This window comes from Serinicoccus hydrothermalis (assembly GCF_001685415.1).
GTDB classification, from domain to species: domain Bacteria; phylum Actinomycetota; class Actinomycetes; order Actinomycetales; family Dermatophilaceae; genus Ornithinicoccus; species Ornithinicoccus hydrothermalis.
In genome coordinates, this window is record NZ_CP014989.1 from 873,218 (window position 1) to 893,855 (window position 20,638).

Consider the following 20,638-nt stretch of genomic DNA (forward strand, 5'->3'; position numbering starts at 1 on the left):
CGCCGTCGTCCCCGAGGCACCTCCCGACGACCGAGAAACCTAGAAGGCCTGCTCCTGGGCGCGGCGTCGCACCTCGGTCTTGGCGCCGGCGTGCAGGGAGGCGATCGCGCTGCCGCCCGGCAACGACTCGTCGGGGGCGTGCAGCCAGTCCACGATCTCCTCGTCGCTGTGCCCACCGTCACCGAGCACCGTGATGGTGCCGCGCAGCGCAGGCAGCGGGCCGTCGTCGACGAAGAAGGTGGCCGGCACCATCACCACCCGGTCCGGCCCCCGTCGCACCCCCACGACGTCGCGCTCGTCCAACCAGCGCCGCACGACCGGAAGGGTCGCGCCGGTGCGCTTCATGACGTCGGGGACGGTCAGCCACTCAGGAATCACATCGGTGTCACTTACCACATCTTCCAGTCAATCACATGATCCGACACGCCCAAAAGGTGGCGCGACGGACCACCGACGGGTACTGTCCCTCGTGCCTCACCGGTCACGCTGTCCCCGTGACCCACGGGAGGTGACTGAGATCATCGCCAACCTCATACGTCCCCCTGGAGGACACGACGTGAGTCCGCTCTTCGCCGCCCTGCCGCCCGGAGACCTTCCTTCCCACGCCTACGTCGCGCCCACCGGGGTGCACGCCACCGCTCCCCTGGCCCTTCCCACGGCCCGGGACACCACGCACACCGTGCAGGCCGGCGACACCGTCTACGACATCGCGGCGCGCTACGACGTCAGCGCCCGCGCCATCGTCCGGGCCAACTCCCTGCGCGACGGGGGCCGCTGGATCATGCCCGGCGCGACACTGCGGATCCCGGCCGGCGGCGGCACGAGCGCCGCCCCCGAGCCGTCGGCGTCCGACGCCTCGTCCGGGAGCGAGGGGAAGGGCTCGGGCTCCAAGGCCCGCGGTGGCACCACCATCACGGTGCGGCCGGGCGACACGCTGTCGCACCTCGCCGTGCGGCACGGGGTCAGCGTCGAGCAGCTCGTCGACGTCAACGCGATCAGCAACACCCGGCTCATCTACCCCGGGCAGGTCCTGCGGCTGCCCGGCTCCGGCGGCGGCTCCGCGCCCCGGGAGCAGGCCGCCCCCGCGCAGCGCCCGTCCTCCTCGGAGAACTCCTCGGGAACCACCGTCACCGTCCGCAGCGGGGACACCCTGACCGACATCGCCGCCCGGCACGGCGTGAGCGTGGCCGCGATCGCCCGGGCGAACGACCTGCAGGACACGCGCCTGATCTACCCCGGGGAGAAGCTGCGGCTCGATGGGTCGGCCCCGACGACCGGCGGCACCACGACCATGGACCGCCCCTACGACGAGCGGACCATCGGTGACCACCGCGCCGGTGAGAAGGTCCCGGACACCTTCCTGCACTACCGCTACAGCGACGGGGTCGCGCGGTCCGCCGCCGGCAACCGCGACTACCTCGCGCAGGTCGACGTGCCGAGCCAGGAGGCCGTGCGCGACCTCATCGTGCGGACCAGCGAGCGCCACGGCGTCGACCCGACCCTCATGCTCGCCCTGTCCTACCAGGAGTCGGGCTGGAACCACCGCGCCGTCTCCCCCGCCAACGCGATCGGCGCCATGCAGGTCATCCCGAGCTCCGGCGAGTGGGCCTCCGGCCTCGTCGGGCGCGAGCTGAACCTGCTGGACCCGCAGGACAACGTCACCGCCGGGGTCGTCATCATGCGCACCCTCATGCGGTCCGCCGACAGCACCGAGGAGGCCATCGGCGGCTACTACCAGGGGCTGGCAAGCGTGCGTCAGCACGGCCTGTTCGCCGACACCCGGCAGTACGTCCGCAACATCAAGCACTTCCAGAAGACGCTCTGAGGGACCGGCCGACGGCATACCGTGGCGGTCACGTCCCACGGTCCGGCGGCCCGGCTTCGTAGACTCGGGACGTGAGTGCCCCGACCCCCACCCTCTACGACCGCGTCATCGACGGTCGCTACCAGGTGGAGGCCGAGCTGGCCCGGGGTGGGATGGCCACCGTCTACCGGGCCCGTGACCTGCGGCTAGACCGACCCGTCGCGCTCAAGGTGATGCGGCCGGACCTGGCCGACGACGACTCCTTCGTCCGCCGGTTCGTCGCCGAGGCGCGCGCGGCCGCCCGCCTCTCCCACCCGCACGTCGTGGGCGTCTTCGACCAGGGCGAGGACGGGGACGTGGTCTTCCTCGCGATGGAGCTCGTCGAGGGGCCGACCCTGCGGGACGTCATCACCGACCACGCGCCGCTGTCGACGCGGCGGGCGATGGCGCTGCTGCTGCCGGTCACCGAGGCGCTCGCCGAGGCGCACCGCCACGGGCTGGTCCACCGCGACATCAAGCCGGAGAACGTCCTGCTCGCCGGCGGACGGGAGAGCGGGGTCAAGGTCGCCGACTTCGGTCTCGCGCGCGCCGTGTCCGCGTCCGGGCAGCGGGCGAGCACCGAGATGCTCTGGGGCACCGCGGCCTACCTGGCGCCGGAGCAGGTGGAGCACGGCGCGATCGACGCCCGCGCCGACGTGTATGCCGTCGGCCTCCTCCTCTTCGAGCTCCTCACCGGGCGCAAGGCCTTCCCGGGCGGTGACCCACTGCGGGTCGCCTACGAGCACGTGCACGGCGCCGTCCCGCGGGCCGGTGACCTGGTGGACAGCGTACCCGCCGCGGTGGACGACCTCATCTCGCGGGCTGCGGCCACCGACCCGGCGGACCGCCCTCGCGACGCCTCGGCGCTGCTCGTCCACCTGCGCGCGGTCGTGCGCGACCTCTCCGACGAGGAGCTGGACCGGGTCCCCAGCCCACCACGCACCGCGCCGGAGTCCGGGGACGGTGCCGGGGACCTCACCCAGGTCGTCGGCGCCGACGCCGGGTCGACGCGGCAGCTGCCGGTGCAGACCGCGCGGGGCGAGGGCCACTACGCCCGCACGACCGGCAACCGGAAGGGCAGGCCGCCCGCCGCGGCCCCGCCGACGAAGCCGCGCGAGCGTCGCCGGCGCCGGGGCGGCGTCGTCCTCACCCTGCTGTTCCTCCTGCTCCTCGGCGGCGGTGGGTATGCCGCGTGGTGGCTCCTGGAGGGGCCCGGCGTCCACTCGCCGATGCCGCAGGTGGTCGACCTGCCGGAGGAGGATGCGCGCTCGTCGCTCGACGCCGAGCAGCTCGACCCGGTGATCAGCTATGCCTACTCCGAGGACGTGGCGAGCGGCACCGTGATCTCCGCCGAGCAGCAGCCGGGCACCCAGCTGCGCCACGGCACCGACGTCCCGCTCGTCGTCTCCCAGGGTCCCGAGCGGTATGCCGTGCCGCCCCTCGCCGGGCTGACGCTGGAGTCCGCGCAGGAGGCGCTGGCCGGGGCCAACCTCGTCCTGGGCGAGCAGAGCCGCGAGCACCACGAGTCCGAGCCGGAGGGGCGCATCCTGCGCATCTCCCCCGAGGCCGGCGAGCCGCTGCCGCCCGGTGCCACGGTGGACGTCGTCATCAGCGACGGCCCCGCACCCGTCGAGGTCCCGGAGGTGACCGGCCAGCCGGAGGAAGCGGCCGTCACCGCCCTGCGGGACGCCGGTCTGAGCGTGACCGTGGCCCCCGAGCCGGTCTTCGACGACGAGGTGCCCGAGGGCGCGGTCGTCAGCCAGTCCCCGTCCGCGGGGTCGGTGGAGCGCGGCAGCACGGTGACGATCACCCTGTCCCAGGGGCCTGAGCTGGTCACCGTGCCCCAGGTGGTCGGGCGGCAGTTCTCCGCGGCCGAGGAGGAGCTGAGCGAGCTGGGGCTGGTCGTCACGCGCGAGGACGTGCGCGGGGGCTTCTTCGGCACCGTCCGCGAGCAGTCGGTCGAGCCCGGCGAGGAGGTGCCGACCGGCACCGAGATCGTCCTGGCCGTCGTCTAGGACGCAGCGGCGACCCGCTCACCCCTGGTGCGCGAAGCGCTCCTCCCGGGCCACCCGACCGCGCGGGTGGTAGCCGTGGGACTCCCACCATCCCTGCTGCGGCTGCCGGTGGTAGGTGATCTCGACGACCCACTTGGGTCCCTTGAAGCCGTAGAGGTGCGGGAGCACGACCCGCGCGGGCCACCCGTGCTCGGGGGTCAGCGGCTCACCGTCGACGCTGTGCGCCAGGAGCGCGTCCGGGTGACGCAGCTCGTCCAGGTGCACCCCCGCGGCGTAGCCCCGCACGGCGGCGAGGAGCACGTGCTCGGCACCCGGCGCCGGTGGCGCCAGCGCGAGCACGTCGCGCATCCGCACCCCGCCCCACCGCAGCCCGAGCACGCTGTGCCGGTCCACGCAGTGCAGGTCGGCCTCGACCTCGGCACCGGGCAGCTCGGCCAGGGAGTCCCAGGTGAACACCCTCACCCCGCCGTCCTGCGTCTCCCCGCCCACGCGCAGGGTCCAGCGCTCGGCGTCGAGGGTGGGCACCCGGCCGTAGTGGGACGCGCGCCACGTCCGGGTCGCCCGCTGCCCGGGCGGCAGCTCGCGGCCGTCGTCGCGGCGGCACCCCTCGGCAGTCACGACGCGGGGCCGGGCCGCCGCTCACGGAGCGCGTCGACCAGGACGTCGGCGGTGTGCTCGGTCATCGCGTCGTCGACGTCGAGGTGCCACACGAAGCGGGCGTGCCGGGTGTCGGTCGGGTACCCGAGCACGCCCCGCTCCCCCACGGTGGCCACGAACTCGGCCGCGGGCCAGCCGGCAGCGGCCACGTCGAGCACGAGGATGTTGGTCTCCACGGTGCCCGGGTCCACGGCCTCGGGCACGTGCCGGCCCACCGAGGCCGCGCGCGCATGGTCCTCGGCGAGGCGCTCCAGCTGGTGGGCCAGGGCATACCGTCCGGCGGCGGCGAGCAGCCCGACCTGCCGCATCCCACCGCCCATCCGCTTGCGCAGGATCCGGGCCTGCGCGATCCGCTCCGCGGAGGAGACGAGCACTGACCCGACGGGGGCGCCGAGGCCCTTGGACAGGCAGACCGAGACGGTGTCGGCGCAGGCCCCGTAGTCGGCGAGCGCGACCCCGGTGGCCACGTGCGCGTTCCACAGCCGGGCTCCGTCGAGGTGCACCCCGATCCCCACGGCCTGCGTCTCCCGCCGCAGCCGCTGCAGGTCCGGAAGCGGCTGGATCGTGCCGCCGCCGAAGTTGTGGGTGTTCTCGACCACGACGCACGCGGTGCTCACCTGGTGGGCACCGCCGTCGGGCACCATCACCCGCAGCGCGGTGTCCACGTCCAGCCGCCCGCGCTCGGCGATCCAGCTGCGCGTGGTGATGCCGGAGTATGCCGCGGCGGCGCCCAGCTCGGCCCGCAGGACGTGCGCGAGGTGGTCGCCGATGATCTCCTGGCCGGGCCCGGCGTGCAGGCGCAGACCGATCTGGTTGGCCATGGAGCCGGTGGGCATGAACAGCCCCGCCTCGTGGCCGAGCAGCCGGGCCGTCTCCTCCTCGAGCTCGACGACGGTCGGGTCCTCGCCGTAGACGTCGTCGCCCACCTCGGCGGTGAGCATGGCCTCGCGCATGCCGCGCGTCGGACGGGTGAGGGTGTCCGAGCGCAGGTCGGCGACCAGTCCCTTGCCTCCCACGTCAGCGCCCGCCCCGCTCCAGCATCTCGGCGACCACGAAGGCCAGCTCCAGGCTCTGCTGGTGGTTGAGCCGCGGGTCGCACAGCGTCTCGTAGCGCAGCCCCAGGTCGTCGAGGTCGACCGGCGTCGTGCCGCCGACGCACTCGGTGACGTCGTTGCCGGTCAGCTCGACGTGGATGCCGCCCGGGTGCGTGCCGGCCTCGCCGTGCGCCTCGAAGAAGCCGCGCACCTCGTCCACGACGTCCTCGAAGCGACGGGTCTTGAAGCCGCTGGGCGAGGTGAAGGTGTTGCCGTGCATGGGGTCGCAGACCCACGCGACCCGGTGGGCGTCCTCGCCGAGCGAGGTGAGCAGCGGCGGCAGCACGTCGCGGATGCGTCCGGCGCCCATGCGGGTGATGAACGTCAGCCTCCCGGGGCTGCGCTCGGGGTCGATGCGGTCCATGAGCGCCAGCACGGTGTCCCGGTCGGCGCCCGGTCCGAGCTTGACCGCCACCGGGTTCTGGATCCGGGAGACGAAGTCGATGTGCGCGCCGTCGAGGTCGCGGGTGCGCTCCCCCACCCAGACCAGGTGGCTGGAGGTGTCGTAGAGCAGCCCGGTGCGGTGGTCACGGCGCACCATCGGGCGCTCGTAGTCCAGCACCAGCGCCTCGTGCGCCGAGTAGAACTCGACCCGGCGCATCTCCTCGGCGTCGGCGACGCCGGAGGCCTCGAGGAAGCGCACGGCACGGTCGATGTGCCCGGCCATCTGCTCGTAGCGCGCCTGCGCCGGCCCGGTGAGGAAGCCCTTGTCCCAGGCGTGCACGCTGCGCAGGTCGGCGAAGCCGCCGCTGGTGAAGCCGCGCACGAGGTTGAGCGTGGCCGAGCTGGCGTGGTAGCAGCGCAGCAGCCGCTCGGGGTCGGGACGTCGTGCCTCCGGGGTGAACTCGAAGCCGTTGACCATGTCGCCGCGGTAGGCCGGCAGGGTGACGCCGTCGCGGGTCTCGGTGTCCGAGCTGCGCGGCTTGGCGAACTGGCCCGCCATGCGCCCGACCTTGACGATGGGCATACCCGCGCCGTAGGTCAGCACCACGGCCATCTGCAGGATGGTCTTGATCCGGTCCCGGATGTTGGGCCCGGTGACGTCCGCCAGGGTCTCGGCGCAGTCCCCGCCCTGGAGGGTGAAGGCCTGCCCTGCCGCGACGGCGGCCATCCGCTGGCTCAGCTGGTCGCACTCCCCGGCGAAGACGAGGGGCGGGAAGGTCGAGAGCGTCGAGAGGGTCCGGTCCAGGGCGGCAGGGTCGGACCAGGTCGGCTGCTGCCGCGCCGGCAGGTCGGGCCAGTCGATGTCGTGACCACCGGAGGTGGCCAGTCCGCTCAGGTCGGTGCTCACCGCACCATGGTAGGAGACGCCGCGAGGGGTCTCTGACGCGGCGTCAGTCCGACGCCGGGGGCTCGGGATCGGTATGCCGTCGCGCCCGTCGGTCGGCGAGGTTCTCCCGGGCCCGCTCCCGGGCGTCGGCGAGGTCGTCCTTGGCCTGGCCGAGACCCTCCTTGGCGCGCTCCCCGGCCTGCTCCAGCCCCTCCTTGGCGCGCTCGGCGGCCTGCTCGATCCCGACCCTGGCCTGCTCGACCCCTGCCCGGGCCCGCGCGGCGAGCCGCTCCTTGACGGTGGCGGCATACTCGTCGACGTACTCCTGGCCGGAGAGCCGCTGCAGCTCGGCCATCACCTCGTCGGTGATCTGCCGCAGCACGGCGTGGTCCTCGGTGCGACCGGCATGCTCGGGGAAGGACAGGGGGCGACCGATCCGCACACCGACCTGCACGACGTTGGGGATCCGCTGCCCGGTGGGCTGCGCCTTGTCGGTGTCGATCATCGCGCAGGGGATGATCGGGACATTGGCCTCCAACGCCAGCCTCGCCATCCCCGTCTTGCCGCGGTAGAGCTTGCCGTCCGGGCTGCGGGTGCCCTCGGGGTAGATGCCGAAGAGCTCGCCGCGGCGCAGCACCGCCAGCCCCTGCTCGAGAGCCGCCATGGAGGCGGGACCGCCGGAGCGGTCGATGGGGATCTGGCCGGTGGAGGTGAAGAACAGCTTGGTGAGCCACCCCTTGACCCCGGTGCCGGTGAAGTACTCCATCTTGGCCGGGAAGGTGATGCGCCGGTGCACGAGCAGCGGCAGGAAGATCGAGTCGGAGAAGGACAGGTGGTTGCTGGCCAGGATCGCCGCGCCCTGCTCCGGGATGTGCTGCCTGCCCTCGATCCACGGGCGGAAGACCGCCTTGATCGGCGGTCCGACGACGAGGTGCTTGAGGATCCAGTAGATCATCGTCGTCCTCCTGGTGGCGTCGTCGCCGCAGGGCTGCGGGGCCGGTGTGCGCGCCGACTCTACCCCGCATCCCCCGATCGACCACGCCGGCGCCCGGGTGCCGTGCGAGACTGGAATCGTGAGTCCTTCCAGCCCCGAGAACGGCCCGGGCGACCCCGAGGTCGACCGGACCTTCCACGAGATCGTCGCGGGGCTGCGCGACGAGGGCGCCGGCTCCGGGACGCACGAGGTGAACCCGCCCTGGCCGATGGAACGCGAGCGCCCGGCCTCCCACCACGGGACGCGCACGCCCGAGGGGATGGCGACCGACCACCGCTCCTACGAGCCGCCGGAGGAGGAGGACCACTTCGTCCCTCCCCCGCCACCGCCGCTGCCGGCCGGTGACCTGCACTTCTGGGCCATCGTCGTCGGGCTCGTGGTCGGTCCCCTGCTCGTGGTCCTCTCCGCGATCGTGCCGCTGCTGGACCGGTGGTTCGCCGTCCTGGGAGCGCTGCTCGCCGTCGCGGGCTTCGTGCTGCTCGTCCTGCGCCAGCCCCGGCGCCGGCAGCCCTACGACGGGGACGACGGCGCCCGGGTCTGATCAGAGCTCGAGGTCGACCCAGACCGGCAGGTGGTCGCTCGCCCGGGTGACGGGCAGGCCCTCGAGCAGCGCCGGGTCGCCCGGGGTCGCGGCGCGGTGCCCCCGGGCGAAGATCGCGTCGATGTAGCGGTGCGGCTGGTGCGCGGGGAAGGTCGGCCGCTCCGCCGAGACCTCCACGAGCGTCCCGCCGAGGGTGCCCCACGCCTGTCCGTCGCGACCCTCGTTGAGGTCGCCACCGACGACGAGGACCTCCTCGCCGGTGAAGCGGGGGTCCTGCGCCAGCTCGGCCAGCACGGTGCGCGCGTGCACCGCGCGCTGCTCGGGGCGCAGCGAGAGGTGGATCGAGACCACGCCGGCCGTCGTCCCGTCCGGCAGCCGCACCTGGGTCACGGTGTAGCTGCGCGGGTTCTCCCGCAGCCCGACCGCGAGCCGGCGGTCCTGCGAGTCGGCGGCGGTCACCCGCAGCGCCGTCATGAGGCCGGTCCCGCTCACCAGCCGCGTGCGCCCCGACCACAGCAGGTCGCAGGAGCGGGCGAAGGCGCTGATGGCATACCCGGACCCGGGGTAGCGCGGGACCTCCTGGAGCAGCAGGACGTCCGGCGCCAGGGCCCGCACGACCTCCGCGGCCGCGCCGGCGTCGTCCTTGAGGCCGCGCAGGTTGTAGGAGGCGACGCGCAGAGAGGGCATGGGGTCATCCTCCCCCAGCCCGCACGGGAGGGAGGTATGCGGGTGCCGCGCTCACCCCCGCGGCTCGCCAGGGCGGTCGTGGGCGGCCGTGCGGGCGAGGTCGGCGGCACCCACCAGACCCGCGGAGGCACCGAGGGCGGCCGCCACCACGGTGGGGATCGGGCGGTGACCCCGGCCCACGAGCCGTCGGGCCAGGGTCTCGCGCGCGGGGCCGAGCAGCAGCTCGCCGGCCAGGCTGGCGCCGCCGCCGACGACGACCGTGCCGGGGTCGAGCGCGGCGACCACCCCGGCCAGCCCCGTCCCGAGCCAGCGGCCGACGTCGGCCAGGATCTCCCGGGCCGCCGGGTCACCCTCCTGGGCCGCCTGCGTGACGTGCTCGCCGCGGAACGCGTCCGGGTCGCCCCCGCACGCACGGGTCAGCCCGGCGGCGTGCTCGCCGCCGGCCAGGACGACCTCGCGCGCCGTCCGGGCCAGCACCCCGGCCGAGGCGTACTGCTCCCAGCAGCCCCGGTTGCCGCACGGGCAGCGCCGTCCGTCCGGGACGAGCTGCTGGTGCCCGAACTCCCCCGCGAGACCGTGGCGTCCCCGCTGCAGCCGTCCGTCGACCAGGATCGCCCCGCCGATGCCGGTGCCCAGGGTGAGCACCACCAGGTGGCTCTCGCCGCGGCCCGCCCCGAAGCGGTGCTCGGCCCAGGCCGCGGCGTGGGCGTCGTTGTCGACGAGCACCGGGCGGCCCAGCCGCCCCGCGAGGCGTCGCTGCAGCGGTTCGTCGCGCCAGGCGAGGTGCGGGGCGAAGACCACCGTCCCGCGGCGTGCGTCCACGAAGCCCGCGGCACCGACCCCGACGGCCACCACCTCCGCGCCGCGCGTCGCCGCGAGCCCGAGGAGGTCGGCCACCAGCCCGGCGATGACCCCCTCGACCTCGACCGCCGGGGTCGTGCGTCCCGGGGTCGGGCGGACCCGGGTGGCGAGGATCGCACCTCCGTCGTCGACCAGCCCACCCTTGACGTGGGTGCCCCCGACGTCGACGCCGACGGCCAGGGTGCCGACGGCGGGCAGGTCGCTCACACGCGACGCGAGGCCAGGTCGGCCGCCCCGATCATGCCGGCGTCGTTGCCGAGCTCGGCGAGCACCACCGGGGTGACGTCGCGGTGACCGCGCCCGGTGAGGTTGCGCGCGAAGGCCCTCCGGGCCGGGGCCAGCACGAGGTCGCCCGCGGCGGACACGCCACCCCCGATGACCATGAGGCCCGGGTCGAGGATCGCGGCGAGGCTGGCCAGACCCTCTCCGGCCCACCGCCCGACGTCCTCGAGCAGCTCCTGCGCCGCCGGATCACCCTCCTGCGCCACGGTGGTCACCAGGACCCCGCTCAGCTCCTTCGGGTCGCCGCCGCAGGCGTCGGCCAGCGCACCGGCGTGCGGGCTGCCGCCGGCCACGAGGTCGCGGGCCTCGCGCACCAGCGCGCTGCCGGAGGCATACACCTCCCAGCACCCCTTGTTGCCGCAGCCGCAGCGATGCCCGTCCGGGACCATCCGCATGTGCCCCACCTCGGCGCCCATCCCGTGGCTGCCGCGCACCAGCTCGCCGTCGACGACGATGCCGCCACCGACGCCGGTCCCGAGGGTGATGAGGACCATCTCCTCCACGTCGCGGGCGGCGCCGAAGCGGAACTCCCCCCAGGCGGCGGCGTTGGCGTCGTTCTCGAGCACCACGGGCAGCCCGGTGGCCTCCTCCAGCCGGGCGCGCAACGGCTCGTCCCGCCAGGCGAGGTTGGGCGCGAAGACCACGACGTCGCCGCTGCGGTCGATGAACCCGGCGCAGGCGACGCCCACCGCCTCGACCGGCCGGTCCTCCCCGAGCCGCTCCTGCAGCTCCCGCACCACGTCGCCGACGGCCGCGACGATGTCGTCCGGTGCCTGGGCCGGGGTCTCCCGCAGCGCCTGCTCCAGGATCTTCCCGTCCGACACCGCGCTCGCCGCGATCTTGGTCCCACCGATGTCCACGCCGACACAGATGCTCATCCCGGCAGTCTATCCGGCACGGGTAAGGTGACCAGGCCGAACGCACCACGACCTGACCACCGTGAACTGGAGATCCCGCGTGCCCGAGGTGTCCGTGCCCCCTCTCGTCCCGACCGCCGTGCCGGGCACCGTCGCCGACTACCCGCGGCGCTGGGCGCGGACGCAGCCGGACCGGGTCATGCTGTCGGTCCGCACGGCACCGGGCACGTGGCAGGAGGTCACCGCGGCCGAGCTGCAGCGTCGGATCGACACCCTGGCCAAGGGCCTCCTCGCCGCGGGCATCGAGGCCGGCGACCGGGTGGGGCTCATGAGCCGCACCCGGTGGGAGTGGACCCTCACCGACCTGGCCCTGTGGACGGTGGGTGCCGTGCCGGTGCCGATCTACGAGACCAGCTCGCGGGACCAGGTGCGGTGGATCTGCGAGGACTCGGGCGCCGTCGCCGTGGTGGTCGAGGACGCGGCGATGACGGCCACGGTCTCCCGGGCCCGCGACGGGCTGGACGCGCTGCGCGACGTCTGGCAGATCGAGGCCGGCGCGCTGGACGAGCTCGCCGTGGCGGGGGCCGAGGTGCCCGACGAGGAGCTGGCGCGTCGTCGGGAGGAGCTGGACCGCGGCGACCTGGCGACGATCATCTACACCTCGGGCACGACGGGGCGCCCGAAGGGCTGCGAGATCACCCACGACAACCTCATGTCGCTGGTGGAGAACGCCACCGAGCGGCTGGCCGAGATCGTCGACGCCCCCGGGGCCGCGAACCTGGTCTTCCTGCCCCTGGCGCACGTCTTCGCCCGGTTCATCGAGGTGGTCTGCCTGCACTCGGGGGTCCGGATGGGGCACACCCCGGACGCGAGCTCGGTGCTGGAGGACCTGGCGGACTTCCGGCCCACCTTCCTGCTCGCCGTGCCCCGGATCTTCGAGAAGATCCACACCTCGGCGGAGCAGACCGCGGCACGGGGCGGCACGGCGCGCCTCCGTCTCTTCCGCTGGGCGACCGGGGTGGCCGAGGACTACAGCCGGGCGCTCGACCGGGGCACGGTCGGACCGGCCCTGCGGGTGCGGCACGCGGTCGCCGACCGGCTCGTGCTCGCCCGGCTGCGCTCGGCGCTCGGTGGCCGGGTCGACTACGCCATCTCCGGCGGGGCGGCGCTCGGCGAGCGCCTCGGGCACGTCTTCCGGGGCACCGGGCTGGTCGTGCTCGAGGGCTACGGGCTCACCGAGACGACGGCTCCCGCGACGGTCAACACGCCGGACATGATGCGCATCGGCACGGTCGGGCGTCCGCTGCCGGGCACGGCGGTGCGGATCGAGGACACCGGGGAGATCCTCGTGCGCGGGGTCGGGGTCTTTCGCGGCTACCGCGGCGACGAGGAGGCGACGCGGGCGGCGATGGTCGACGGGTGGCTCCGGACCGGGGACCTCGGCGAGCTCGACGACGACGGCTTCCTGCGGATCACCGGGCGGCTGAAGGACCTCATCGTCACCGCGGGCGGCAAGAACGTCTCCCCCGGCCCGTTGGAGGACGTGGTGCGGGCCCACCCGCTGGTCTCCCAGTGCGTCGTCGTGGGCGAGGGCCGGCCCTTCGTGGCCGCCCTCGTCACCCTGGACGAGCAGGTCCTGCCCGGCTGGCTCGAGACGCACGGCCTCACCGGCCTGCCGCCGGAGGAGGTGGTCGGCCATCCCCGGGTGCGGGAGGAGCTGCAGCAGGCGGTCGACACCGCCAACGCCGGCGTGAGCCGCGCCGAGTCGATCCGCTCCTTCGTCGTGCTGCCGGAGGACCTGAGCGTCGCGTCGGGGCTGCTCACGCCGTCCCTCAAGGTCCGGCGCTCCCGCGTCGTCGAGGAGCTGGCCGGGCAGATCGAGGCGATCTACTCCCGCCGCTGAGGCCTCGCCGCGGACCTCAGCCCGTCGCCCGGCGCGGCCGGTCGAGGACCGCCCCGGCCGCCCGGGTCGCTGCGGCCTCCTCCGGCGCGACCAGTCCGGCGCGCACGAAGGCACCGACCGCGGCCAGCTCGTCGCTGTCGAGGGCCGCGACCCGCTCACCGCGCTCCGGCACCGCCGGGACGGCGCCGGGGTCCGCTGTCCGGGCCGCGGCGGCGGCCCCCTCCTCCGGGGCCGTGGCGGTGGGGGTCTGCAGCCAGATCCGTCCCAGGACGGGCACGAAGCAGTCGCCGCAGTGCCGCCCCCGCACCGGGCAGGTCTCGCAGTCGATGAGAGCCGTGGACGCGCCCTCCGGGTGGGGTGGTGTGGTCGGGGTCATGTCTCCACCTCCTTCGCCGACGACGCTAGAGGGGGGCACCGACATACCCCCTCCCCCGAGCCCCGCCGGACCGCACCGACGCGTCCACCTCCTCTCCCCGCCGCCCCGCCTCCCCGGGTCTGTCGGTGGCCTCACCTAGCGTCGCGGTATGCAGATGGTGCACCACGGGTTCACCCAGGAGACCTTCGACGACCTGGGCACCGCCCTGTCCGACGTCACCTTCGTCGTCGTCGACCTGGAGACCACCGGCGGGTCGCCCTCCGGGTCACAGATCACCGAGGTGGGCGCGGTCAAGGTGCGCGGTGGCGAGGTGCTCGCCGAGTTCCAGACGCTGGTGCGTCCGAGCAGCCCGATCCCGGCCTTCATCACCGTCCTCACCGGCATCACCAACGCGATGGTGGTCGAGGCACCGCGGATCGCGACGGTGCTGCCGCAGTTCCTGGAGTTCGCGCGGGGCAGCGTGCTGGTCGCGCACAACGCCGGCTTCGACGTCTCCTTCCTCAAGGCCGCCGCGCAGGAGACCGGCCACCCGTGGCCGGGCTTCGCGGTGCTCGACACGGTGCGGCTGGCGCGGCAGCTGGTGCACAAGGACGAGGCGCCCAACCACAAGCTCGCGAGCCTGGCCCGGCTCTTCGGCGCGACCACGACACCGGACCACCGGGCCCTGCACGACGCCCGGGCGACCGTGGACGTGCTGCACGGCCTGGTCGAGCGGGTGGGCAACCTGGGTGTGCACACCCTGGAGGAGCTGCAGTCCTACAGCTCCCGGGTGAGCCCGGCACAGCGCCGCAAGCGATTCCTGGCCGAGGCCATGCCCTCGGCCCCCGGGGTCTACGTCTTCCGGGACGCCACGGGCGCGCCCCTCTACGTCGGCACCGCCACCGACCTGCGCCGGCGCACCCTCACCTACTTCACCGCCTCGGAGTCGCGGCGCCGGATGGCCGAGATGGTCGGCCTGGCCGAGTCGCTGACCCCGATCGTCTGCGCCACGGCGCTCGAGGCCTCGGTGCGCGAGCTGCGGCTCATCGCCGAGCACCAGCCGCGCTACAACCGCCGCTCGCGCCACCCGGAGAAGGCCGTGTGGGTCCGCCTGACCGACGAGGCCTTCCCCCGCCTGTCGGTGGTGCGCTCGGTCAAGGAGCGGGACAGCGCGCAGTATGCCGGGCCCTTCGGCTCCCGGCGCAGCGCCGAGGCGGCGATCACGGCGCTGCACGAGGTCGTGCCGCTGCGCCAGTGCACCCGCCGGCTCTCGGCGCGCACCCCCGCCGGTGACTCCTGCGTGCTCCTGGAGATCGGCCGGTGCGGGGGCCCGTGCGTGGGCGCGCAGACCCAGGAGGACTACGCCGAGGTCACCCGCCGGGCCGGGCAGGCGCTCACCGGCGCCACGTCCGACACCGTCGGGACGCTGCGCCGGCGGCTCGAGGAGCTGGCGGCGCAGGAGCGCTTCGAGGAGGCCCGCACGTTGCGCGACCGGATGATGGCGCTGGTGCGGGCCACCGCGCGCAGCCAGCGGCTGCGACCCCTCACCGCCGCGCCGCAGCTCATCGCCGCCCGCCGCGGGGAGGGGGGCGGGTGGGAGCTCGTCTGCGTGCGTCACGGCAGGCTCGCCGGGGCCTGCGTCAGCCCACGGGGCGCCGACCCGATGCCCTACGTCGCCGCGCTGCGCGAGACGGCGGAGGTCGTCGAGCACCCCGGCGGGGGCACCGCCCCGGGGCAGCTGGCGGCGCTGCCCGAGGAGACCGAGCTGGTGCTCCGCTGGCTGGAGTCCCCCGGCGTCCGGCTGGTGGACCTCGAGGGCGAGTGGACCTGTCCGGTCCGGGGCGCCGGGGCCAGCCGGGCCGAGCTCGAGCCGCAGGCGACCTCGTGGACCGACCAGGGCGAGAGCCGCCCGCCCCTCACCTCCGGCCGGTTGCTGGACCGCCCGGTCGGCGCCCTGCCCGCGTGAGCCGTCGCGCGGTGGACGTGCGGTGCACGCGCCGACCCGGGCCGGCCGCCCGGTCGGTCACCGCCGGCCCTCGGTCAGCCGCAGCCCTGCGCCGGTCAGTGCTCGAGACCGAGCGAGAAGCCGGCCTCGAGGTCGGAGGAGGAGTAGGTCCGGAAGGAGATGTGCGTCGTCGTCTCCCGGACGCCCTGCACCTTGTTGAGCCGGTCGGCGATGACGTCGGCGAAGTCCTCGTGCCGCTCGACCCGGGCGATCGCGATGAGGTCGACGTCACCGGTGACGGAGTAGACCTCGCGGATGCCCTCGATCTCGGCGATCTCCTGGGCGACCTCGGGGATGCGGCCGACCTCGGCCCTGATGACGACGATGGCTGAAATCACAGCGTCACTCTAGCGCCCGGTCAGCCCCACCCGAGCTGGTGCAGCCGGGCGTCGTCGATCCCGAAGTGGTGGGCGATCTCGTGCACGACGGTGACCGCGATCTCGTCCAGCAGCTCCTCCCGGTCCTCGCACATCCGGAGCAACGGGCCCCGGTAGATGAAGATCCGGTCCGGCAGCTGCATCCCCAGGTCGCGCTCGGTGAGCGGTATGCCGTCGTAGAGTCCGAGCAGGTCGGGGTCCTCCGGCGGGGGCTCGCCCTCGACGAGGAAGACGACGTTGTCCAGCCGGTCCATGAGCGCGCTCGGCACGAGGTCGAGGGAGTCACCCACCGCGTCCTCGAACTCCTGGGCCGACATCGTCAGCGCCCCGCCGTCCTCCTCGGGGGCGGGGCGCTGCGCGTCGTGCGGGTGCTCAGTGATGACCGGGCGTCTGCACGGCCGAGCCGTGCGTGTCGCTGAAGTCGTCGTCACCGATGCTGTCGTTGACCGGGACCCCGAGCTGCGGCGTCTCCGCCTCCTCCAGGGCGTCGTGCTCACCGTGGTGGTGCGCTGCTGCCAGCTCGGCGGGCGTGACCGCCGTGACGGTGTCCTTGTAGAAGAACGAGGACAGGGCGTCGCGGGCACCGGCGAGCGGGTTGCGGCGACGGGCCACGCCACGCTCGTCCACCTCGGGGCCCTGCGTGAGCCCGATCGGCGTGGGCGTGTCGTAGTCGACCAGCGCCCAGCGCTCGTACTCGTCCAGCGGCTCGTGCGCCTCGAAGAACCGGCCCTCGGGGGTCCGCACGATGCGCCCGGTCTCGTTGCCGTGCAGCACGCGCTCCCGGTCGTGCCGCTGCAGCGACAGGCACAGACGCTTGACCACGAAGAAGACCAGCACCGGCAGCACGAAGAAGAGCGTCCGGAAGAGGATCGTCAGGTCGTTGATCGAGAGCCCGAGCTTGATCGCGAGGATGTCGTTGACGCAGGCCAGCGCCAGCACGAGGTAGATCGAGATCGCCGCGGCGCCGATCGCGGTCCGGGTCGGGGCGTTGCGGGGACGCTGCAGGATGTGGTGCTCCCGCTTGTCCCCCGTGATCCAGGCCTCGAGGAAGGGATAGACACCGAGCACGACCCACACCAGCGGCAGCAGCACGAGCGACCCGAGGAAGATGTTGAAGCTCCACACGGTGTCGAAGATCGTGAGCTCCAACCAGCCCGGGAGCAGGCGCAGCGCGCCGTCGGAGAACCACATGTAGAAGTCCGGCTGGCTGCCCGCCGTCACCTGGGTCGGGTCGTAGGGACCGTAGACCCAGACACCGTTGATCTGGACCAGCGCCGAGACGAGGGCGGTGATGCCGAAGACGACGAAGAAGAAGCCGCCCGCCTTGGCCGCGTAGACCGGCATGATGGGGAAGCCCACCACGTTGTTGTTGGTCCGCCCGGGCCCGGGGTACTGGGTGTGCTTGTGGATGACGACCAGGGCCAGGTGCGCCACGAACAGACCGACGATGATGGCCGGCAGCAGCAGCACGTGCGCGATGTAGAGACGGGGGATGATCGACTCCCCGGGGAACTCCCCGCCGAAGACGAAGAAGGTCATCCAGGTGCCGATGACCGGGGCCGACATCATGAAGCCGTTCATGGCGCGGATCCCGGTGCCCGAGAGCAGGTCGTCCGGGAGGGAGTAGCCGGCGAAGCCCTCGATGATGGCCAGCAGCGACAGGACGACGCCGATGACCCAGTTGATCTCGCGCGGCTTGCGGAAGGCGCCGGTGAAGAAGACGCGGGCCGCGTGCAGCGCGATGCCGACGATGAAGAAGAGCGCCGACCAGTGGTGCAGCTGCCGGATGAGCAGGCCGCCCTTGACCTCGAAGCTGATGTCGAGGGTGGAGGCATACGCCTCGGACATGCCGACACCCTTGAGCGGCACGTAGGCCCCGTCGTAGGTGACGTGACCCATGCTCGGGACGAACCACAGCGTGAGGAAGGTGCCGGTGACCAGCGCGATGATCATGGAGTACATCGCGATCTCGCCGAGCAGGAAGCTCCAGTGGTCCGGGAAGACCTTCTTCAGCGCGAAGCGCAGCCCCTTGGCCGCGCCGACCCGCTCGTCGGCCCAGACCAGCGCACCGGGGAACTTGGCGTCCGGGCTGGACTGGTCGGTCTGGTCGAAGGGTCGCTCCGGGGGCGTGTCGTCGGACCGCAGGCCGCCCGCTCCCTGGGGAACATGTGTCGTCATGTCTCGTCAACTCCCAACAGCCCGGGACGGTTGCGCTCCCAGAAGCTCGGTCCGATCGGCTCGCGGAATGCGCCGGCGGCCACGATGTAGCCCTCGCCGTCGACGGTGATCGGCAGCTGCGGCAGCGGCCGCTTCGCCGGTCCGAAGATCACCTTGCAGTCGTCGGTCATGTCGAAGGTCGACTGGTGGCAGGGGCACAGCAGGTGGTGGGTCTGCTGCTCGTAGAGGGCTACCGGGCACCCGACGTGGGTGCAGACCTTGGAGTAGGCCACGATCCCCTCGTAGCCCCAGTCCCGCTGCTTCTGGCTCTGGATGATCTCGGGGTCCAGCCGGACGAGGATGACCTGGTCCTTGGCCTTGGCGAGCATCGCCTCCTCGGCCCCGTGCTCCTCGACCGCCGCGTGGCCGACCCAGCCGTCCGGCATGACGTGGAAGACCGAGCCCTGGGTGACGTCCGCGGCGCGGATCGCGGCACCGGAGGGGTCGATCATGAGCCGGGTCCCCTCCTCCCAGTTCGTGGTGTAGAGACCCCGGCCCGGGCGCGGGCCCAGCCCCGCCACGACCGGGAGGACCAGCGGGAGCGCGAAGAGCCCGAGCGCGCCACCGGCCGACCCGAGGATGGCCGCGCGGCGGTTGAGCTGCGAGCTGCGCCAGCCGTGCGAGAGCTGACGGCCCACCGCGAGCCGGTCGTCGTCGTCCGAGGCCTGCGGGTGGCGCTCCTCGACGACCTCCTCGTCGGGCATGAGGGTCTTGGCCCAGTGGATGGCACCCAGCCCGATGCACAGCAGGGACAGGCCCATGGTGACGCCGAGCGCGACGTGGTAGAGGTTCACCTCGCCGATGCCGAGCAGGTAGCCCTTGAGATCAGGGTCGATCGCGAAGTAGGCGACGACGAAGGCGATCGAGGCGAGCGCGGAGATGGTGAACAGCCCCACGACCTGCATCTCGGCGCGGCGGGCGGCCTTGGGGTCGTCGTCGGCGCGCCGCGGCACGTGCGGCGGCAGGCCGGGGTTCTCGAACCGGTCGGTCAGCGCCGGCGCCGCCCCGTGCTCACGGGTGGCCGGGGCGGTGCTGTCGTGGTCCGGGGTCGGGTTCGTCGGGTTGGTCACGGTCAGGCCGCCTTTCGTCCGAGCCACACGGCGGCACCGATGAAGGCCAGGATGCCGATCGTCCAGGCGAAGAGCGCGTCACCGGCCGGACCGAGGCTGCCGAGCGTGTGCCCGCCCTGGTCGTTGGCGCCGTCCTCGACGCTCTTGAGGAAGGCGATGACGTCGCGCTTCTCCTCGGGGGTGATGTTCTGGTCGTTGAAGACGGGCATCGACTGCGGCCCGGTGAGCATGGCCTCGTAGATGTGCTGCGGCTCGACACCCATGAGCGTGGGCGCGTACTTGCCGCGGGTCAGGGCGCCGCCGGTCCCGGAGGAGTTGTGGCACATCGCGCAGTTCGTGCGGTAGACCGCACCACCGGCGGCGGGGTCACCCTGGGAGACGTCCAGCCACTGCGCCTCGGGCACGTCCGGCCCGGGGGCGAGGGAGTCGATGTAGACCGCGAGGGAGGTGATCTCCTCGTCGCTGAACTTCACCTGCGAGATGTTGCGCTCGGCCTGGACGTCCGGCGCCGGGAGCGGCATGCGCCCGGTGGCGACCTGGAAGTCGACGGCCGCGGCACCCACGCCGTGCAGCGAGGGGCCGGCGCTGCCGTTGCCCTCGGCGTTGGCACCGTGGCAGGAGGCGCAGTTGCCGAGGAAGAGCTGCCGCCCCTCGGCCAGCTGCTCCTCGGTGGCGCCCTCGGAGGAGGTGCCGGGCGGCACGTTGGCCTGCATCGCCGCGTAGGCCGTGCCGGTGAAGGCCAGGCCCAGGAAGATCAGCACCAGCAGCGCCAGGGGGCTGCGGCGACGGGCGGCGAGGAAACTCACGCGGCGGTCCTTCCGGGGTGCGGGGGCGGGGTCGGGACGGTGCGGCATACCGCTCACTGCACCAGGTAGATCACGGCGAAGAGCGCGACCCAGACGACGTCGACGAAGTGCCAGTAGTACGAGGTCACCACCGCGCCCGTGGCCTGGGCGTGGGTGTAGCGCTTGGCGGTGAAGCTGCGCCCGATGATGAGCAGGAAGGCCAGCAGGCCGCCGGTGACGTGCAGGCCGTGGAAGCCGGTGGTGATGTAGAAGACCGAGCCGTAGGGGTCGGCCGTGGGCGTCACGCCCTCGCTCGTCAGGGTTGCGTACTCCCAGACCTGGCCGGCGATGAAGGTGGCGCCGAAGAGGTAGGTGAGGACGTACCACTCGCGCATGCCCCAGCCGGTGTCGCCGAGCGGGTTGCCGATCTTGAACAGGCTGCCGGTGCGGTGCGGGATGCCGCGCTCGGCCTTCCAGACGCCGAACTGGCACCACACCGAGGAGACGACCAGGATCATCGTGTTGATCGAGGCGAAGGTGACGTCGAGGTAGGAGGTGCGGTCGGCCCACAGGTCGGGGGACACCGAGCGGATGGTGAAGTACATCGCGAACAGCCCGGCGAAGAACATGATCTCGCTGCCCAGCCACACCATCGTGCCCACCGCGACCATGTTGGGTCGGGTGGCCGGGCCGTGCGCCGTCGCATGGAACCGTTCGGCATCGCTCAGGGTCGCCGCAGAAGTTGTCGCCACGGGAGTCAGTCTAGGCCACTTCCGGCACCCTCGCGCGACCACCCCGCCGCCGTCCCGGGCATGCTTTCTCCGA

20 protein-coding genes are annotated in these 20,638 nt (G+C 73.3%); 5 read left to right on the forward strand and 15 right to left on the reverse strand.

Annotated elements, in window-relative coordinates; all coding sequences use genetic code 11:
• Positions 1-39: 39 nt before the first annotated feature.
• Positions 40-345 carry an Rv2175c family DNA-binding protein gene (locus SGUI_RS04120; protein ID WP_066636651.1) on the reverse strand — a complete coding sequence of 102 codons (306 nt, stop codon included), beginning with the start codon at positions 343-345 and terminating at the stop codon, positions 40-42.
• Between the two features lie 211 nt (positions 346-556).
• Here SGUI_RS04120 and SGUI_RS04125 point away from each other — a divergent pair, with 211 nt between their 5' ends.
• Both SGUI_RS04125 and pknB read left to right on the forward strand, forming a co-directional pair.
• Complete coding sequence (locus tag SGUI_RS04125) at positions 557-1,825, forward strand: LysM peptidoglycan-binding domain-containing protein (protein ID WP_191090945.1); 1,269 nt, start codon at positions 557-559, stop codon at positions 1,823-1,825.
• Positions 1,826-1,896: 71 nt separating this feature from the next.
• Positions 1,897-3,858: a Stk1 family PASTA domain-containing Ser/Thr kinase gene (gene pknB / locus SGUI_RS04130; RefSeq protein ID WP_066636654.1), complete on the forward strand. Its 1,962-nt coding sequence runs from the start codon at positions 1,897-1,899 to the stop codon at positions 3,856-3,858.
• 18 nt (positions 3,859-3,876) lie between these two features.
• Here the strand turns inward: pknB and SGUI_RS04135 are convergent, their stop codons facing one another.
• The 4 genes from SGUI_RS04135 to SGUI_RS04150 are packed head-to-tail and all read right to left on the reverse strand — an operon-like array spanning position 3,877 to position 7,834.
• Entirely contained in the window at positions 3,877-4,476 is a 600-nt protein-coding gene (locus SGUI_RS04135) for a molybdopterin-dependent oxidoreductase (RefSeq protein WP_066636656.1), read from the reverse strand.
• Positions 4,473-5,531: a threonine aldolase family protein gene (locus SGUI_RS04140; protein ID WP_237141450.1), complete on the reverse strand. Its 1,059-nt coding sequence runs from the start codon at positions 5,529-5,531 to the stop codon at positions 4,473-4,475. The genes SGUI_RS04135 and SGUI_RS04140 overlap by 4 nt, the downstream gene beginning before the upstream one ends.
• A 1-nt stretch (position 5,532) precedes the next feature.
• On the reverse strand, positions 5,533-6,900 hold the full coding sequence (locus SGUI_RS04145) for a class II 3-deoxy-7-phosphoheptulonate synthase (RefSeq protein WP_083190484.1): 1,368 nt from the start codon (positions 6,898-6,900) through the stop codon (positions 5,533-5,535).
• Positions 6,901-6,943: 43 nt separating this feature from the next.
• Positions 6,944-7,834 (reverse strand): 1-acyl-sn-glycerol-3-phosphate acyltransferase, encoded by an 891-nt coding sequence (locus SGUI_RS04150; RefSeq protein WP_066636658.1) that lies wholly within the window; start codon positions 7,832-7,834, stop codon positions 6,944-6,946.
• Between the two features lie 118 nt (positions 7,835-7,952).
• Between SGUI_RS04150 and SGUI_RS04155 the strand changes: the two genes are divergently transcribed.
• A complete protein-coding gene (locus SGUI_RS04155; RefSeq protein WP_066636660.1) occupies positions 7,953-8,414 on the forward strand; it encodes a hypothetical protein in 462 nt (153 codons plus the stop codon).
• Here the strand turns inward: SGUI_RS04155 and SGUI_RS04160 are convergent, their stop codons facing one another.
• Genes SGUI_RS04160 through SGUI_RS04170 form a run of 3 tightly spaced genes read right to left on the reverse strand, consistent with a single transcriptional unit; the run spans position 8,415 to position 11,122 of the window.
• Entirely contained in the window at positions 8,415-9,101 is a 687-nt protein-coding gene (locus tag SGUI_RS04160) for an endonuclease/exonuclease/phosphatase family protein (RefSeq protein WP_066636662.1), read from the reverse strand.
• Positions 9,102-9,152: 51 nt separating this feature from the next.
• Positions 9,153-10,169, reverse strand: a complete 1,017-nt coding sequence (locus SGUI_RS04165; protein WP_083190485.1) for an ROK family glucokinase — start codon at positions 10,167-10,169, stop codon at positions 9,153-9,155.
• Complete coding sequence (locus SGUI_RS04170; RefSeq protein ID WP_066636664.1) at positions 10,166-11,122, reverse strand: ROK family glucokinase; 957 nt, start codon at positions 11,120-11,122, stop codon at positions 10,166-10,168. The genes SGUI_RS04165 and SGUI_RS04170 overlap by 4 nt, the downstream gene beginning before the upstream one ends.
• Before the next feature lie 79 nt (positions 11,123-11,201).
• Here SGUI_RS04170 and SGUI_RS04175 point away from each other — a divergent pair, with 79 nt between their 5' ends.
• The gene (locus SGUI_RS04175; RefSeq protein ID WP_066636667.1) at positions 11,202-13,004 is read left to right on the forward strand and encodes an AMP-dependent synthetase/ligase; all 1,803 of its coding nucleotides are present in this window, start codon (positions 11,202-11,204) and stop codon (positions 13,002-13,004) included.
• 16 nt (positions 13,005-13,020) lie between these two features.
• Here SGUI_RS04175 and SGUI_RS04180 read toward each other — a convergent pair whose 3' ends face one another.
• Positions 13,021-13,380, reverse strand: a complete 360-nt coding sequence (locus tag SGUI_RS04180) for a hypothetical protein (RefSeq protein ID WP_066636670.1) — start codon at positions 13,378-13,380, stop codon at positions 13,021-13,023.
• Positions 13,381-13,528: 148 nt separating this feature from the next.
• Here SGUI_RS04180 and SGUI_RS04185 point away from each other — a divergent pair, with 148 nt between their 5' ends.
• Positions 13,529-15,325 (forward strand): DEDD exonuclease domain-containing protein, encoded by a 1,797-nt coding sequence (locus tag SGUI_RS04185; protein WP_083190486.1) that lies wholly within the window; start codon positions 13,529-13,531, stop codon positions 15,323-15,325.
• Positions 15,326-15,420: 95 nt separating this feature from the next.
• On the opposite strand, the gene SGUI_RS04190 is transcribed toward SGUI_RS04185, so the two are convergent.
• The 6 genes from SGUI_RS04190 to ctaE are packed head-to-tail and all read right to left on the reverse strand — an operon-like array spanning position 15,421 to position 20,574.
• Positions 15,421-15,702 (reverse strand): Lrp/AsnC family transcriptional regulator, encoded by a 282-nt coding sequence (locus SGUI_RS04190; RefSeq protein WP_066636673.1) that lies wholly within the window; start codon positions 15,700-15,702, stop codon positions 15,421-15,423.
• 20 nt (positions 15,703-15,722) lie between these two features.
• On the reverse strand, positions 15,723-16,058 hold the full coding sequence (locus tag SGUI_RS04195) for a metallopeptidase family protein (RefSeq protein ID WP_066636675.1): 336 nt from the start codon (positions 16,056-16,058) through the stop codon (positions 15,723-15,725).
• 55 nt (positions 16,059-16,113) lie between these two features.
• A complete protein-coding gene (gene qcrB, locus SGUI_RS04200) occupies positions 16,114-17,919 on the reverse strand; it encodes a cytochrome bc1 complex cytochrome b subunit (RefSeq protein ID WP_066636677.1) in 1,806 nt (601 codons plus the stop codon).
• Complete coding sequence (gene qcrA / locus SGUI_RS04205; protein ID WP_066636679.1) at positions 17,916-19,028, reverse strand: cytochrome bc1 complex Rieske iron-sulfur subunit; 1,113 nt, start codon at positions 19,026-19,028, stop codon at positions 17,916-17,918. Before qcrA ends, qcrB begins: the two co-directional genes overlap by 4 nt.
• Positions 19,029-19,030: 2 nt before the next feature.
• A complete protein-coding gene (qcrC, locus tag SGUI_RS04210) occupies positions 19,031-19,834 on the reverse strand; it encodes a cytochrome bc1 complex diheme cytochrome c subunit (RefSeq protein ID WP_157621732.1) in 804 nt (267 codons plus the stop codon).
• A 53-nt stretch (positions 19,835-19,887) separates the two neighbouring features.
• Positions 19,888-20,574 (reverse strand): aa3-type cytochrome oxidase subunit III, encoded by a 687-nt coding sequence (gene ctaE / locus SGUI_RS04215; RefSeq protein WP_472537422.1) that lies wholly within the window; start codon positions 20,572-20,574, stop codon positions 19,888-19,890.
• Positions 20,575-20,638 lie beyond the last annotated feature (64 nt).

Coding starts and splice junctions, on each gene's coding strand:
- SGUI_RS04120 (WP_066636651.1), bottom strand. CDS start 345: ATGAAGCGCACCGGCGCGACCCTTCCGGTCGTGCGGCGCTGGTTGGAC.
- SGUI_RS04150 (WP_066636658.1), bottom strand. CDS start 7,834: ATGATCTACTGGATCCTCAAGCACCTCGTCGTCGGACCGCCGATCAAG.
- SGUI_RS04160 (WP_066636662.1), bottom strand. CDS start 9,101: ATGCCCTCTCTGCGCGTCGCCTCCTACAACCTGCGCGGCCTCAAGGAC.
- SGUI_RS04170 (WP_066636664.1), bottom strand. CDS start 11,122: ATGAGCATCTGTGTCGGCGTGGACATCGGTGGGACCAAGATCGCGGCG.
- SGUI_RS04180 (WP_066636670.1), bottom strand. CDS start 13,380: ATGACCCCGACCACACCACCCCACCCGGAGGGCGCGTCCACGGCTCTC.
- SGUI_RS04185 (WP_083190486.1), top strand. CDS start 13,529: ATGCAGATGGTGCACCACGGGTTCACCCAGGAGACCTTCGACGACCTG.
- SGUI_RS04195 (WP_066636675.1), bottom strand. CDS start 16,058: ATGTCGGCCCAGGAGTTCGAGGACGCGGTGGGTGACTCCCTCGACCTC.
- qcrB (WP_066636677.1), bottom strand. CDS start 17,919: ATGACGACACATGTTCCCCAGGGAGCGGGCGGCCTGCGGTCCGACGAC.